We start from the raw sequence: 16802 nt of genomic DNA, 5'->3' as shown, positions 1-16802 counted from the left end.
CCACACTCTTTTGAACTTCCATTACAAAACCGGGTCTAACAGATCAAATCAATTTCGAATGTCCTTTCCAGGCAGGGATAAGTACTGACTTTGGAGCTTTAGAGAAATCAGGCATGGACCCAGTAAACAGTAACGCCAGCATTGACAATGCACTCTCACCAACACCTGGGCAACTTCAGCTGGGGCAAGCACCAACAGGTTTCAGTGCAGGTAAGGAAGTGACTGTCTGCGAGGAAAGTCAAAGTTCATTCCTGAATCTACCGGAAATAACGCAGCGTATAATTATTCGCTATCTGGGCTTTCGCGAGATTACTCGTTTAAAACAGGTGTGCAAACAGCTTCGCGATCTTGTTGAAGATGATAAAGCTCAGGAAAGAGCCTGGTATCGCCAGATTCCTTCAGCATACCAAAATCTACTGAAGACTCTCATCAGGGCAAAGGATGAACAACAACTCCGTAATTGGTTGCAAACGTTTGCGGACAGAGGCACTGTCGAGTCACTCATAAAACAACAAAAGAGTCTTTATTTTCCTGCTCAGTTAGTTTTCATCAACAGTAAACTGATGTCTCAATGTGAGAGATTCAAGTTAGTGGTAAAAGCCGAAATCTCCCATAGATCCCAAGTCATGATGCCCACCTTCAGCCCCGATGGCCGCCATCTGGTGACTGCCAGTTTCGATAAAACAGTGAAAATCTACGTTCAAAAAGACGATGGATCATGGCAACCCAAAGTCGCCATTTCCCATGATCACAGCTTCCTCTTGGCCAGGGTCAGCCCCGATGGCCGCCATCTGGTGACCGTCAATGTCGATAAAACTTTAACAATCTATGGTCTGGAGGACGATGGAACATCGAATGTAAAAGCCACCTTTACCAATACTCACCAGATCAATACAGCCACCTTCAGTGCCGATGGCCGTCATCTGGTCACCGCCAGTAAGGACAAAACAGCGAAAATCTATGGTCTGGAGGAGGATGGATCATGGACAATAAAAGCCACCATTCCCCATACTCACTGGGTCCTTTCAGCCACCTTCAGTGCTGATGGCCGTCATCTGGTGGCCATCGGCTGGGATAATAAGATAAAGATCCTTAGTCAGGTTAACGATGGATCATGGGAAATAGAGGACACTATTCATGCAGGTCGTCCAAGTTATGCAATATCTACCATTACGGCCAAGCTCAGCCCCGATGGCCGTCATCTGATGATCTTATATGTAAATTTTGTTCTAAAAATCTATGGTCAGGGGGCTACTGGATCATGGGTAGAAAAACTCAGCCTCAAACACGGATGTAGCATCACTTTTTGCATTTTCAGTGCCGATAGCTGTCACCTGGCAACCGCCAGTTTTGATCGCACAGTGAAAATCTGTAACCTGCAGGACGATGGATCATGGCAAGAAATAACCACATTGGTTCATGACGATTCTGTCCGCTCAGCCAGATTCAGCGCCGATAGCCACCATCTGATCACCGCCAGCAATGATAACACGGCGAAAATCTGTAACCTGCAGGCCGATGGATCATGGAAAGAAACAGCCACAATTGTTCATGACGACTCTGTCCGCTCAGCCACATTCAGCAACGATGGTCTCCATGTTGTGACCACCAGCTGTGATAAAACGGCAAAAATCAGTGGCCTGCAACGGGGTGGATCATGGCGGGTAAAGGCCATCATTCAACACAATATTGAAGTCATCTCAGCCATCTTCAGCGCCGATAGCCGACATGTGGTGACCGTCACTAACGATCGCAAAATGAGAATCACTGAACTATGGAAGAACGCGCGTAGCCATAGCTACGCAACCAGAGTTGGAACGCAGAAGGATGGAAAAAGCCGCCGTCCAGAATATGCGAAACCAACTGGTTAGGTACTTATAGCTCACTCTTTTGAACTTCTATTATAAAACCGGGTCAAACAGATCGAATCAATTTCGAATGTCCTTTCCAGGCAGGGATAAGTTGTGACTTTGGAGTTTAAGAGAAATCAGGCATGGACCCAGTAAACAGCAATGCCAGCATTGACAATTCACTCTCACCAACACCTGGGCAACCTCAGCCGGAGGAAGCACCAACAGGTTTCAGTGCAGGTAAGGAAGTGACTGTCTACGAGGAAAATCAAAGTTCATTCCTGAATTTACCGGAAATAACACAGCGTATAATTATTCGCTATCTGGGCTTTCGCGAGATTACCCGTTTAAAACAGGTGTGCAAACAGCTTCGCGATCTGGTTGAAAACGATAAAGCTCAGGAAAGAGCCTGGTATCGCCAGATTCCTTCGCCGTACCAATTTCAACTAAAGTCCATCCTCAGGGCAAAAGATGAGCAACAACTCCGTAATTGGTTGCAGCCGTTTGCGGACAGGGGCACTGTCGAGTCACTCATAAAACAACAAAAGAGTCTTTATTTTCCTGCTCAGTTACTTTTCATCAACAGTAAACTGATGTCTCAATGTAAAAAATTCAAGTTAGTGGATAAAGCCGAAATCCCCTATAGAGACAGAGTCAAGTCGGCCACCTTCAGCCCCGATGACCGCCATCTGGTGACCACCGGTCACGATCACTTCTACCAGATGAACCGTCGCGATAGAACAGTGAAAATCTATGTTCAGAAAGACGATGGATCATGGGAACCAAAAGTCGCCATTTCCCATGATCCTAGTGTCCTCTCTGCCAACGTCAGCCACGATGGCCACCATCTGGTGACCGTCAATGTCGATAGAACAGCAAGAATCTATGGTCTGGAAGACGATGAAACATCGAAAATAACAGCCACCATTACCCACACTTGCAAGATCAATACAGCCACCTTCAGCGACGATGGCCGTCTTCTGGTCACCGCCAGTAACGATAAAACAGCGAAAATCTATGGTCTGGAGGAGGATGGATCATGGGAAATAAAAACCACCATTACCCATACTATCCCGGTCCTTTCAGCCTCCTTCAGTGCTGATAGCCGTCATGCGGTGATCACCGGAAGTGATGAGGTGAAAATCCTTAGCCAGGGGGACGATGGATCATGGGAAGTAGAGGACACTATTCATCAAAGATTTATCAGATCGGCCAATCTCAGCCCCAATGGCCGCCATCTGGTGATCTTCGGTGAAGATACAGTTCAAAAAATCTATGTTCAGGGGGCTGCTGGGTCATGGGTAGAAAAAAACTCCCTTGTGTACAGTACCACCGCCTCTGCCAAATTCAGTGCCGACAGCTGCCACCTGGCGACCGCCGGCGGGGATGGCAAAGTAAAAATCTTTAGCCTGCAAGACGATGGATCATGGAAGAAAATAGTCACAATTGATCATGACCGATCTGTTATCTCAGCGACCTTCAGCGCCGATAGCCGCCATCTGGTCACCGCCAGTCATGATAACACGGCGAAAATCTGTAACCTGCAGGCCGATGGATCATGGCAAGAAATAGCCACAATTGTTCATGACGATATTGTCAACTCAGCCACATTCAGCACCGATGGCCTCCACGTTGTGACCACCAGTGATGACGACACAGCGAAAATCAGTGGCCTGCAACCGGGTGGATCATGGCTGGAAAAAGCCATCATTCAACACGATTATGCAGTCACCTCAGCAAACTTCAGCGCCGATAGCCGACATGTAGTGACCGTTAGTGACGATGACAAGGTGAGAATCACTGAACTATGGAAGAACGATTGATGATCGAATGAGCCTATTGAACTTCCATTATAAAGCCGGGTCAAACAGATCGAATCAATTTCGAATGTCCTTTCCAGGCAGGGATAAGTTGTGACTTTGGAGTTTAAGAGAAATCAGGCATGGACCCAGTAAACAGCAACGCCAGCATTGACAATTCACTCTCACCAACACTTGGGCAACCTCAGCTGGAGGAAGCACCAACAGGTTTCAGTGCAGGTAAGGAAGTGACTGTCTACGAGAAAAGTCAAAGTTCATTCCTGAATTTACCCGAGTTAACACAGCGTATGATTATTCGCTATCTGGGTTTTCGCGAGATTACCCGTTTAAAAAAGGTATGCAGATATCTTCGCGGTCTTGTTGAAAACAATAAAGCTCTGGAAAGAGCCTGGTATCGCCAGTTTCCTTCACCCTACCAATATCAGCCAAAGACCATTGTCAGGACAAAAGATGAGCAGCAACTCCGTAATTGGTTGAAGCCGTTTGCCGGTAGGGCCACTGTCGAGTCACTTTTAAAACAACAAAAGAGTATTTATTTTCCTGCTCAGTTAATTTTCACTAACAGTAAACTGATGTCTCAGTGTGAAAAATTTAAGTTTGTGGATAAAACCGAAATTACCCACGCTGGAAAAGTCCAGACCGCCACCTTCAGCCCCGATGACCGCCATCTGGTGACTGCCAGTGCCGATAAAACAGCGAAAATTTATGCTCAGCAAGACGATGGATCATGGCAATCAAAAACCACCATTACCCATGAAGATTTGCTCATCTCAGCCAACTTCAGCGCCGATGGCCGCCACCTGATGACCGCCAGTGCCGATAAAACAGTGAAAGTATATGTTCAGGAGGACGATGGATCATGGGAATTAAAAACCACCATTACCCATAATAATTGGGTCATTTCAGCCACCTTCAGCGCCGATGGCCGCCATCTCTTAACCGCCAGTCACAATAAAACAGCAAAGATCTATGGTCTGGAGGACGATGGATCATGGAAAGTAAAAGCCACCATTTCCCATGATAAATTGATTCATTTGGCCAACTTCAGTGCCGATGGCCGCCATGTGGTGACCGTCAGTGGGGATAGAACAGTGAAGACCCATAGTCAGTGGGACGATAACTCATGGAAACTGGAGGACACTGTTCATGAACGTTATGTCACTTCGGCCAGGCTCAGTCCCGATGGCCGACACCTGGTGATCCTCGGTGTAGATTACACTCTAAAAATTTATGCCCGGGGGGCCGCTGGATCATGGGTAAAAAAAGCCCCGCTTCAACACAAGAGCACAATCACCTGTGTCAACTTCAGCACCGATAGCTGCCATCTGGTGACCGCCAGTTTAGATAGCACGGCAAAAATCTGTGACCTGCAAGCCGATGGATCATGGCAAGAAATAACCAGTATTCATCATGATGGTGCGGTCTGGGCAGCCAACTTCAGCGCTGATGGCCGCCATCTGGTGACCGCCAGTGCTGATAGCACGGCGAAAATCTATAGCCACAAGCTCAATGCATCATGGGAAGAAAAAGCCTGCATTCACCACAACGGGGCGGTCAACTCTGCCAACTTCAGCGCCGATTGCCTTCATGTAGTAACCACCAGCGATGATAACACGGCGAAAATCAGCGGCCTGCAGGTTGCTGGATCATGGCGGGAAAAAGCCATCATTCCTCACAACGGGGAGGTTGTCTCAGCCAGCTTCAGCGCCGATGCCCGAACTGTGATGACCGTTTCCAGAGATAACAAAGCAAGAATCACTGAACTACAGAAGAATGATTGGTGATTGATTGTTTCACTGACCTTAATGTTATGAACTTCCATTACAAAATCGACTCTAACTACAACAGAATCTAATCAAGCTTGAATGCCTTCTTCAAGCGAGCATAAATTCTGGCTGTGGAGCTTTGGAGTAACCCGATATGAACCCTTTGAAAAACAATTCCAGCAATGACGGTCCATTCTCGTCAATACCTGAGCAACCTCCAATGGAAGGAACGTCGACGACTGTCAGTGCAGGCAGGGACGTTAGTGTCTATCACCAAAATGAATCTTTATTCTTCTGTTTGCCCGACGAACAAAAATCTATGATTGTTCGCTATTTGGGTTTTCGCGAGATTACCCGTTTAGCAAAGACATGCAAATATCTTCGCGATCTTGTTAAAGAAGGAAAAGCTCTGGAAAAAGCATGGTACCGCCGGTTTCCTTCAGCATACCAAAATCCACTGAAGACTCTCATCAGAACAAAAGACAAGCAACAACTCCGTGATTGGTTGAAGACATTTGCAGATAAGGACACCATCGAGTCACTTTTAAAACAAAAAGAAAGTACTTTTTTTCCTCATCAGCTTTTTTTCACCAGCAGTAAACTGATGTCTCAATGTAAAACATTCAACCCGGTGAAAAAAATCGAAATCATCCATACCGAGGCTATCCGAAAAGCCTCCTTCAGCCCTGATAGCTGCCATGTGGTAACTGCCGCCTTTCTTGATGCAGTGAAAATAACTGGCCAGAAGTCCGATGGATCATGGGAAGCAAAACTCGCCATTCCTAATGAAGGTGCTGTCTTCTCAGCCACCTTCAGCGCCGATGGTCATCAAATGGTGACCGCTGGTAGTAGCAGCCGTACGAACAACATCTGTGTTCTGGAGGACGATGGATCGTGGAAAGTAAAAACCACCATTTCCCATGGACTTCCGCTCAGCTCAGCCAACTTCAGCCCTGATGACCGCTACTTATTGATCGCCAGTTTGGATATGACGGTGAAAATCTGCACCCGGGAGACCGATGGATCCTGGGAACCAAAATACACTATCTGGCATAATTCTCCGATCATATCGGCCTGCTTTAGTGCCGATGTCAGCCATTTGTTGGTCTCAGATGGAGATAACACTGTGACAATCTATGGTCAGGAGGACGATGGCTCATGGAAAGTAAAAGCCACCATTCCTCATAACGAATCATCTGCAGCCGTGAGGGCCACCTTCAGCCCCGATGGCAGTCTTGTGGTGACCGCTGGTGTCGATTGCGAGGCAAAAATCTATGGCCTGCAGGCCAATGGATCATGGGACAAAATGGCCATCATTCCCCATGATAATTGGGTCAAATCCGCCACCTTCAGCCCCGATGGCGGCCATGTGGTGACCATCAGTGGCAAGACGGTAAAAATCCACGGCCTGCAAACCGATGGTTCATGGAAAGAAATATACACCTTTGCCCATAACGCCCGGATCACATCGGCCAGCTTCAGCCCTGATAGCATCCATATGGTGACCACCAGTGAGGATAACACGGCAAAAATTCATAGCCTGCAGGCTGATGGATCATGGGATGTAAAAGCCACTGTTTACCACGATAAGGAGGTCAAATTAGCCAGCTTCAGTCCCGATAGCTGCCTGGTAGTGACCGTCAGTGATGACAAAACAGCGAAAATTTATGGTCTGGAACCCACAGGATCATGGCGGGAAAAAGCCATCATTCCTCACAACGGGGAGGTTGTCTCAGCCAGCTTCAGCGCCGATGCCCGAACTGTGATGACCGTTTCCAGAGATAACAAAGCAAGAATCACTGAACTACAGAAGAATGATTGGTGATTGATTGTTTCACTGACATTAATGTTATGAACTTCCATTACAAAATCGACTCTAACTGCAACAGAATCTAATCAAGCTTGAATGCCTTCTTCAAGCGAGCATAAATACTGGCTGTGGAGCTTTGGAGTAACCCGACATGAACCCTTTGAAAAACAATTCCAGCAATGACGGTCCATTCTCGTCAATACCTGAGCGACCTCCAATGGAAGGAACGTCGACGGCTGTCAGTGCAGGCAGGGACGTTACTGTCTACAACCAAAATGAATCTTTATTCTTCTGTTTGCCCGACGAACAAAAATCTATGATTGTTCGCTATTTGGGTTTTCGCGAGATTACCCGTTTAGCAAAGACATGCAAATACCTTCGCGATCTTGTTAAAGATGAAAAAGCTCTGGAAAGAGCATGGTACCGCCGGTTTCCTTCAGAATACCAAAATCCACTGAAGACCCTCGTCAAAACAAAAGATGAGCAGCAACTCCGTGATTGGTTGATGCCGTTTGCGAATAAGGACACTATCGAGTCACTTTTAACACAAAAAGAAAGTACTTTTTTTCCTGCTCAACTCTTTTTCACCAGCAGTAAACTGATGTCTGAATGTAAAACATTCAACCCGGTGAAAAAAATCGAAATCCCCCATACCGGGGCTATCCGAAAAGCCTCCTTCAGCCCTGACAGCTGCCATGTGGTAACTGCCGACTTTGATGCAGTGAAAATAACTGGCCAGAAGACCGATGGATCATGGGAAGCAAAACTTGCCATTGCTAATGAAGGTTTTGTCTTCTCAACCAGCTTCAGCGCCGATGGTCATCAAATGGTGGCAGGTACCGACGACCAAGCGAAAATCTGTGTTCTGGAAGACGATGGATCGTGGAAAGTAAAAGCCACCATTCACCATGATTTTGTTGTCAGTTCAGCCAGCTTCAGCACTGATGACCGCTACTTATTGACCGCCAGTTTGGATAGAACGTTGAAAATCTGTGGCCAGAAAACCGATGGATCATGGGAAGCAAAATACACTATCTGGCATAATTCACCGGTCAAATGGGCCAGCTTCAGCCCCGATAGCAGTCATTTGTCGGCCTCAGGTGGAGACAAGACTGTGACAATCTATGGTCAGGAGGACGATGGCTCATGGAAAGTAAAAACCACCATTCCTCATAACGAATCACTTGCAGTCGTGAGGGCCACCTTCAGCCCCGATGGCAGTCTTGTGGTGACCGCTGGTGTCGATTGCGAGGCAAAAATCTATGGCCTGCAGGCCAATGGATCATGGGACAAAACGGCCATCATTCCCCATGATAATTGGGTCGAATCCACCACCTTCAGCCCCGATGGCGGCCATGTTGTGACCATCAGTGACAAGACGGTAAAAATCCACGGCCTGCAAACCGATGGTTCATGGAAAGAAGAATACACCTTTGCCCATAACGCCCAGATCACATCGGCCAGCTTCAGCCCTGATAGCATCCATATGGTGACCACCAGTGAGGATAACACGGCAAAAATTCATAGCCTGCAGGCTGATGGATCATGGGATGTAAAAGCCACTGTTTACCACGATAAGGAGGTCAAATTAGCCAGCTTCAGTCCCGATAGCTGCCTGGTAGTGACCGCGAGTGATGACAAAACAGCGAAAATTTATGGTCTGGAACCCACAGGATCATGGGGGGAAAAAGCCATCATTTCTCACAGGGCTGCGGTCTACTTAGTCAGCTTCAGCCCCGATGGCCGAAATGTGTTGACCATAAGTAATGATCACACGGCGACAATCACTGAACTAATGGAAGAACGATTGATGATCGAATGAGCGTATTTTTCCCGGGTCAGGGCTCTTCTTTTTCTTAACTCAATATTTTGAACTTCCATTACAAAACCGACTCTATTTAGAACGAAGCCATTTTGAATGTCCTTTTCTATGTGAGGATAAATATTGACTCTGGAGGAGCTACTCATGGTCCCTTTGAACAACAATTCCAGCAATGACGGTTCACTCTCGTCAATACCTGAGCGACCTCCAATGGAAGGAACGACGACGGCTGTCAGTACAGGCAGAGACGTTACTGTCTACAACCAAACGCAATCTTTATTCTTCTATTTGCCCGACGAACAAAAATCTATGATTGTTCGCTATTTGGGTTTTCGCGAGATTACCCGTTTAGCAAAGACATGCAAATACCTTCGCGATCTTGTTAAAGATGAAAAAGCTCTGGAAAGAGCATGGTACCGCCGGTTTCCTTCAGAATACCAAAATCCACTGAAGACCCTCGTCAAAACAAAAGATGAGCAGCAACTCCGTGATTGGTTGATGCCGTTTGCGAATAAGGACACTATCGAGTCACTTTTAACACAAAAAGAAAGTACTTTTTTTCCTGCTCAACTCTTTTTCACCAGCAGTAAACTGATGTCTCGATGTGAAAAATTCAAGTTAGTGGAAAAAATCGAAATCACCCATGGTGCAATAGTCAACACGGCCACCTTCAGCACCGATGGTCGCCATCTGGTGACCGGAAGTGATGATAATACCGCGAAAGTTTACGGTCAGGAGGACGATGGAACATGGAAACCAAAAACCACCATTTTCCATAATGATAAGGTTTCTCTAGCTAATTTCAGCCCCAATGGCCGCCATCTGTTAACCGCCAGTAAAGATCACACAGCGAAAATCTACGCCCTGAAGGATGATGGATCATGGGAAGAAAAAACCACCATTACCCATAGAGACTGGCTCATTTCAGCCGCCTTCAGCCCCGATGGCCGCCATCTGTTAACCGCCAGTCTAAAACAAACAGCGACAATCCATGGTTTGGAGGACGATGGGTCATGGGATCTGAAGGCCTCCATTTTCCATGAAAAATCAATCATTTCAGCCGACTTCAGCGCTGATGGGCGCCATGTGTTCACCTTCGGCGATGGTGTGTTGGGGATCCATAGTCAGTCGGACGATGGATCATGGGAAATAGAGGGCACTATCGATGAGAGACTTATCGTTGTGACCAGGTTCAGCTCCGATGGCCGTCATCTGGCGGTTTGTATTATAGGAGACGGTCTGAAAATCTACAGTCTGGGGGCCGCCGGATCATGGGTAAAAAATGACCCTCCTCTACACATAGGCAGGGTCGAGTCTGCCAACTTCAGCGCCGATAGCTGCCACCTGGCAACTGCCAGTAGAGATTGCACGGCGAAAATCTATGGCCTGCAGTCCGATGGATCATGGAAACAAACAGCCCTGATTAAGCATGATGTTGTGGTCTTCTCAGCCAACTTCAGCGCCGATAGCCGCCATGTGGTGACCATTGATGGTGATAATACGGCAAAAATCTATACCCGGAATGCCGCTGGAAAATGGTTAGAAAAAGGCAGCTTTACCTTCACACAGCCGATCGACTCGGCTAACTTCAGCGCCGATAGCCGACATCTGGCAATCGTCAATCTGGATCACACAGCAAAAATCTATGGCCTGCAGGAAGATGGTTCATGGGTAATAAAAGCCACCATTGTCCACAAAGGTTATATCCTGTCAGCCAACTTTAGTGCCGATGGTTGCCTTGTGGTGACCGCCAGTCATGACAGAAAGGCAAAAATTTATGGCCTGAGAAGGGATGGAACATGGGTAGAAAAAGCCACCATTCAACACAATGCAAGCCTCTTCTCAGCCACCTTCAGCGCCGATAGCCGACATCTATTGACCGCCAGTGAAGAAGATTACAAGGTGAAAATCACTGAACTACAGGGGAACGATTGATGATTGTATGAGTACAAAGCCTGATAACGGCAGGCGACATTAGACGTGTTTTTGCAGAAATGACCGAGCAAAGCGAGTGGTGGTTTTTTGTGCGAACGGTTTCTCTTAATTCCACTGGTCTGAATATTTTGAACTTCCGTTATAAAACCGACTCTAAAAGGTTTAATCAATTTTGAATGCCCTTTCCAAGTGAGGATAAATATTGACTTAGGAGCTTTGGAGGAGCCCGATATGACCCCTTTGAACAACCATTCCAACAATGACGGTTCACTCTCGTTAATACCTGAGCAACCTCCAGTGGAAGGAACGTCGACGGCTGTCAGTGCAGGCAGGGACGTTAGTGTCTATCACCAAAATCAATCTTTATTTTTCTGTTTGCCCGACGAACAAAAATCTATGATTGTTCGCTATTTGGCTTTTCGCGAGGTTACCCGTTTAGCAAAGACATGCAAATATCTTTACGATCTTGTAAACGAAGAAAAAGCTCTGGAAAAAGCATGGTACCGCCGGTTTCCTTCAGCATACCAAAATCCACTGGATACTCTCGTCAGAACAAAAGATGAACAACAACTCCGTGATTGGTTGAAGGCATTTGCGGATAAGGACACTATCGAGTCACTTCTAACACAAAAAGAAAGTACTTTTTTTCCTGCTCAGCTCTTTTTCACCAACAGTAAACTGATGTCTCAATGTGAAACATTCAGCCCGGTGGTAAAAATCGAAATTCCCAATGTCGAGACTAAAAATAAAGCTTCCTTCAGCCCCGATAGCAGCCATTTGGTGACTGTCGACCTTGATCAAACAGCGAAAATCACAGGCCAGAAGACCGATGGATCATGGGTAGTAAAAACCACCACCATTCCCCATGAGAGTCTTATCTTGTCACCCACTTTCAGTCCCGATGGTCATCTGATGGTGACCGACAGTCACGACTGCCATGCAAAAATCTGTGCTCAGGAGGACGATGGCTCGTGGAAAGTAAAAGACACCATTGCCCGTGAATTTGAGCTCACCATGTCCACCCCTCTCAGTTTTTCGGTCACATCAGCCACCTTCAGCACCGATGGTCGCTGCTTATTGACCAGCTGTATGGATGGGACGGTGAAAATCTACGACCAGGAGACTGATGGATCATGGAAAACAAAATACACTATCAGGCAAAATCCTACGGTCCTAGGGGCCAGCTTCAGCGCCGATAGCAGTCATTTGTTGGTCTGTGGAGAAAACAATGTAACTATCTACGGCCAGAAGGACGATAGCTCATGGGAAGTCAAAGTCACTATTAATCATGATAATTCAGTCAGGTCCGCCAGCTTTAGCGCCAATGGCAGCTATGTGGCAACCGCCAGCGAAGAGGGTACGGCAAAAATCTATGGCCTGCAGTCCGATGGATCATGGGAAAAAATCACCATCATTACCCATAATGATCGGCTCTATTCAGCCACCTTCAGTCCCGATAGCCGCCATCTGTTGACCGTATATGAGGATAACACGGTAGAAATCCATGGCCCGCAAACCGATGGGCCATGGCAAGTAAAATACACCTTTAAGCATAACGACCGGATCATGTCGGCCAGCTTCAGCCCTGATAGCAGCCATATGGTGACCACCAGTATGGATAACACGGCAAAAATCCACTGCCTGCAGGCTGATGGATCATGGAAAGTAAAAGCCACTATTTGCCACAGAGATTATGTCCTGTCAGCCGCCTTCAGTCCCGATAGTTGTCATTTAGTAACCGCCAGTCTGGATTGTACAGCGAAAATTTATGGCCCGGGACCCAAAGGATCATGGGAGAAAAAAGCCATCATTTCTGACAGTTGTGGGATCCTATGGGCCATCTTCAGCCCCGATGGCCGAAATGTGTTGACCATAAGTAAAAAAGATTGCACGGCGAAAATCATTGAACTGCAGAAGAACGACTGATCATCGAATGATCCACTTGTGAACTTTCATCATAGAACCGAGTCTAAACGGTCTAATCAATTTTGAATGTCCTTTCCAGGCAAGGATAAATACTGAATCTGAATTTTTGAAGGATCCGAGAATGAATCCTCTTAACAACAATTCCGGCATTGACGGTCCACCCTCGACAACACCGAAGCAACCTCGACTGGAAGCCGCGCCAACGGGTATCAGTGCGGGCAGGGACGTTACTGTCTATAACCAACATCAATCTTTCTTCTTCCGTTTGCCCGACGAAACAAAAACGATGATTATTCGTTATCTGGGCTTTCGAGAGATTACTCATTTAGTAAAGGTATGCAGATATCTTCGCGATCTTGTTAAAAATCATAAAGCTATGGAAAGTGCATGGTATCGCCGGTTTCCTTCATCACACCAACATCAATTAAAAGCTATGATTGCGACAAAAGATGAGCAACAACTCCGCGATTGGTTGCAACCGTTTGCGAATAAAGACACTGTCGAGTCACTTTTAAAACAGCAGGAAAGTACTTATTTTCCTCTTCAGCTCCTTTTCATCAACAGTAAACTGATGTCTGAATGTAGAAAATTCAAGTTAGCAGAAAAAGCCAGAATTACTCATTCCTACAAAATCGAAACAGCCACCTTCAGCGCCGATAGCCGCCATCTGTTAACCGCCAGTTTGGACAGGACGCTGAAAATCTATAGCCAGCAGTCTGGTGGGACATGGCAAGAAACCGCCAACATTACCCATAACGGTTCAGTCAGGTCGGCCAGCTTCAGCTCCGACAGCCATCATGTGTTGGCCACCATTTATGATAGGACAGTGAATATCTATGGTCGGGAGGACGATGGATCATGGAAAGCAAATGCCATCATTCCCCATGTTGTCGGTGTCAAGTCAGCCAACTTCAGTGCAGATGGGCGCCGTGTGGTGATTGTCGTTGAAGATCATACGGCGAAAATCTTTGCTAAGGTGGACAATGTATCATGGGAATTGGAGGACACTATTCACCTCATTCGTCAGAACGTTTCGGCCAGTTTCAGCCCCGATGGCCGTCATCTGGCGATCTACGGTTTAAATTTCGCTCTGGAAATCTATTGTCAGTCAGACACTGGATCATGGGTAGGAAAAGCCGTCATTCCACACGATAGCCCAATCGACTCAGCCAACTTCAGCACCGATAGCTGCCATCTGGTAACCACCAGTTTCGATTACACGGCGAATATCTTTAACCTGCAGGTCGATGGATCATGGAAAAAAACAGCCACGATTCAACATGGTAATTTTATCACCTCAGCCAACTTCAGCGCCGATTGCCTCCATCTGGTAACCGCAAGCCGGGATTTCACGGCAAAAATCTATGGCCTGAAGTCCGATGGATCATGGGAAAGAATAACCACCATTACCCATAATGATCGGGTCTGCTCAGCCATCTTCAGTGCCGATGGTTGCCATCTGGTAACCGCCAGTGACGATCGTACGGCGAAAATTTATGGTCTGCAGACCGATGGAACCTGGGCAAAAAAAGCCAACATTACCCATGAGGGCCCTGTCCTTTCAGCCACCTTCAGTGCTGATGGCCATCATCTGGTAACCACCAGTCGGGACTGTAAAGCAAAAATTTGTGGTCTGGAAGCCGATGGGTCATGGCGGGTAAAAGCCATCATTGAACACAAGCGAACTGTCAACTCAGCTAACTTCAGCCCCGATATCCGAAATGTGGTGACCACCTGCTATGATGACACGGCAAGAATTACTGAACTTCAGAAGAACGGTTGATCATAGAATAAAAAAATGTCTTTCTGTCATTTTCCCGAATCAGGGCTCAGTTTTTCGTTAGTTTCACTGGCCTCAATGTTATGAACTCCCATTATAAAACCAACTCTAAAAGATCGAATCAATTTTGAATGTCCTTCCTGAGCGACGATAAATACCGACCTTAGAGCTACGGAGAAATCAGACATGGACGCCATGAAAAGCCATTCCAGCATTGACGGTCCACTCGCGCCAACGCCCAAGCGACCTCGACTGGAGGGAATCCCAACGGGTGTCAGCGCCGGCAGACAGGTTACCGTAAATGACCAAAAAACACCTTCATTCCTCGATTTGTCCGACCTGACACATTCCATGATTATACGCTGTTTAGGTATTCGGGAGATTACCCGTTTAGCAAAGGTATGCAGATATTTTCACCATCTCATAAAAAAAGATAAGGCTCTGGAAAGAGCATGGTATCGCCGATTTTCTTCACCACACCAATATCAACTGAAAACAATCTTTGCAGCAAAAAATGATCAACAACTCAGCGATTGGTTGAAGCCGTTTGCGAATAATGGCACTGTAAAGTCACTCGTAAAAAAACGGAATAATGCTTATTTTCCGGCGCTGTTCCTTTTCACCAACAGTAAACAAATGGCTCGATGTGAAACATTCAAGCCCGTGACAAAAACCAAAATCAAACACTTTGACGATGTCAACACGGCCGACTTTAGTGCCGATAGCCGACATTTCGCGACCGCAAGTCTCGATAATACGGTGCGAATCTGTGACCAGAAGACCAATGGATCATGGAAAAAAAAAGCCATCATTAACCATTATAATCGGGTCATATCAGCTACCTTCAGTGTCGATGGCCGTCACTTGGTGACCGCCAGTCGTGATCACACAGCGAAAATCTGTGGTCGGGCGGACGATGGGTCATGGGAAGTAAAAAAAACCATTTTCCATAATAGAAGGGTCAACTCAGCCACCTTCAGTGCTGATGGCCAACGCCTGGTCACCACCAGTGACGATTGCACGGCAAAAATCTGTGCTCAGGCAGACGATGGTTCATGGGAAGAAGAGGCCATTATTCACCATTATGCTGTGGCCGATTGGGCCAGCTTCAGCTCCGATGGCAGTCATTTGTTGGTCTGTGGAGATAACAATGTAGCAATCTACGGTCAGCAGGCCAATGGATTATGGGGAGTAAAAGCCACTATTACCCATAATCTCACGGTCTTCTCAGCTGCCTTCAGTGCAGATGGCCGCCATATGGTAACCGCCAGTGGAGATAAGACGGCAAAAATCCAGAGCCTGCGGACCAGTGGGTCATGGGAAGAAGTCGCCACCATTTCCCACGATGATGCGGTTTACTTAGCCAAATTCAGTGCCGATGGCCTTTATCTGGTGACCACCAGCCAGGATGAAACGGCAAGAATCCATGGCCTGCAGAGCGATGGATCATGGAAAGAAAAAATCACCATTCAACATGAGAAGGCAGTCATCTCAGCCAATTTCAGCGCCGATTGCTGCCATGTGGTGACCGCCAGTGCTGACAATACGTCGAAAATTTATGGCCTCCGGGCCGATGGGTCATGGGTAGAAAAAGTGACCATCACCCACGACGATTGGGTCCTGTCAGCCACTTTCAGCGCCGATGCATGCCTCGTGGTGACCGCGAGTTGCGACAAAACGGCGAAAATTTATGGTCTGGGGAGCAGTGGGTCATGGGTAGAAAAAGCCACCATTAACCACAAGGGTGCAGTCACCTCAGCCAAGTTCAGCATGGATAGCCGACATGTGGTGACCGCCAGTAAAGATAAAACGGCGAGAATCACTGAACTGGTGAAGAGGGATTGATGACCGAATGAACGTATTATTGCTCAGAAGCGATTAGCAGACAGCGTTATGTCAAAAGCCCGATGGCAATTTTTTGCACCAGGCTCTCAATAAAAAAATGTCTTTCTATCCTTTTCCCGGATCAGGGCTCTTCTTTTTCTTAATGCCAATGACCTCAATAGTTTGAACTTCCATGACAAAACCGGGTCAAACAGATCGAATCAATTTAACAACTTTTTCCCACGCTGGGACCCACAGGGCCTGAAAGC

Annotated in this window: 9 protein-coding genes; all 9 read left to right on the top strand. The window is 46.9% G+C overall.

The features are described from left to right. The first annotated feature begins 113 nt into the window (after positions 1 to 113). The 9 genes from ACO6V5_RS20335 to ACO6V5_RS20295 all read left to right on the top strand — a co-directional run bounded on the left by ACO6V5_RS20335 (position 114) and on the right by ACO6V5_RS20295 (position 16554). A complete protein-coding gene (locus ACO6V5_RS20335) occupies positions 114 to 1871 on the top strand; it encodes an F-box/WD repeat-containing protein (protein WP_422409888.1) in 1758 nt (585 codons plus the stop codon). Between the two features lie 122 nt (positions 1872 to 1993). Continuing rightward, the gene (locus ACO6V5_RS20330) at positions 1994 to 3673 is read left to right on the top strand and encodes an F-box/WD repeat-containing protein (RefSeq protein ID WP_422409890.1); all 1680 of its coding nucleotides are present in this window, start codon (positions 1994 to 1996) and stop codon (positions 3671 to 3673) included. 119 nt (positions 3674 to 3792) lie between these two features. Further along, complete coding sequence (locus tag ACO6V5_RS20325) at positions 3793 to 5454, top strand: F-box/WD repeat-containing protein (RefSeq protein WP_422409892.1); 1662 nt, start codon at positions 3793 to 3795, stop codon at positions 5452 to 5454. A gap of 136 nt (positions 5455 to 5590) precedes the next feature. Then, a complete protein-coding gene (locus ACO6V5_RS20320) occupies positions 5591 to 7261 on the top strand; it encodes an F-box/WD repeat-containing protein (protein WP_422409894.1) in 1671 nt (556 codons plus the stop codon). A gap of 136 nt (positions 7262 to 7397) precedes the next feature. After that, a complete protein-coding gene (locus tag ACO6V5_RS20315; RefSeq protein ID WP_422135961.1) occupies positions 7398 to 9068 on the top strand; it encodes an F-box/WD repeat-containing protein in 1671 nt (556 codons plus the stop codon). Between the two features lie 144 nt (positions 9069 to 9212). Beyond that, complete coding sequence (locus ACO6V5_RS20310; protein ID WP_422409897.1) at positions 9213 to 11003, top strand: F-box/WD repeat-containing protein; 1791 nt, start codon at positions 9213 to 9215, stop codon at positions 11001 to 11003. A gap of 231 nt (positions 11004 to 11234) precedes the next feature. Then, positions 11235 to 12929, top strand: coding sequence for an F-box/WD repeat-containing protein (locus tag ACO6V5_RS20305; protein WP_422409899.1), 1695 nt, complete (start codon positions 11235 to 11237; stop codon positions 12927 to 12929). A 121-nt stretch (positions 12930 to 13050) separates the two neighbouring features. Beyond that, entirely contained in the window at positions 13051 to 14712 is a 1662-nt protein-coding gene (locus ACO6V5_RS20300) for an F-box/WD repeat-containing protein (RefSeq protein WP_422409901.1), read from the top strand. A 183-nt stretch (positions 14713 to 14895) separates the two neighbouring features. Then, positions 14896 to 16554: an F-box/WD repeat-containing protein gene (locus tag ACO6V5_RS20295; protein WP_422409903.1), complete on the top strand. Its 1659-nt coding sequence runs from the start codon at positions 14896 to 14898 to the stop codon at positions 16552 to 16554. Positions 16555 to 16802: the final 248 nt, after the last annotated feature.

Source organism: Endozoicomonas sp. ALD068 (genome assembly GCF_049310145.1).
In the GTDB taxonomy this organism is placed as follows: Bacteria; Pseudomonadota; Gammaproteobacteria; order Pseudomonadales; family Endozoicomonadaceae; genus Endozoicomonas_A.
The sequence above is the reverse complement of the archived record's forward strand: the minus strand, read 5'-3'. Positions and strand labels throughout refer to the sequence as shown.

Coding starts and splice junctions, on each gene's coding strand:
- ACO6V5_RS20310 (WP_422409897.1), top strand. CDS start 9,213: ATGGTCCCTTTGAACAACAATTCCAGCAATGACGGTTCACTCTCGTCA.
- ACO6V5_RS20330 (WP_422409890.1), top strand. CDS start 1,994: ATGGACCCAGTAAACAGCAATGCCAGCATTGACAATTCACTCTCACCA.
- ACO6V5_RS20320 (WP_422409894.1), top strand. CDS start 5,591: ATGAACCCTTTGAAAAACAATTCCAGCAATGACGGTCCATTCTCGTCA.
- ACO6V5_RS20295 (WP_422409903.1), top strand. CDS start 14,896: ATGGACGCCATGAAAAGCCATTCCAGCATTGACGGTCCACTCGCGCCA.
- ACO6V5_RS20315 (WP_422135961.1), top strand. CDS start 7,398: ATGAACCCTTTGAAAAACAATTCCAGCAATGACGGTCCATTCTCGTCA.
- ACO6V5_RS20300 (WP_422409901.1), top strand. CDS start 13,051: ATGAATCCTCTTAACAACAATTCCGGCATTGACGGTCCACCCTCGACA.
- ACO6V5_RS20335 (WP_422409888.1), top strand. CDS start 114: ATGGACCCAGTAAACAGTAACGCCAGCATTGACAATGCACTCTCACCA.
- ACO6V5_RS20305 (WP_422409899.1), top strand. CDS start 11,235: ATGACCCCTTTGAACAACCATTCCAACAATGACGGTTCACTCTCGTTA.
- ACO6V5_RS20325 (WP_422409892.1), top strand. CDS start 3,793: ATGGACCCAGTAAACAGCAACGCCAGCATTGACAATTCACTCTCACCA.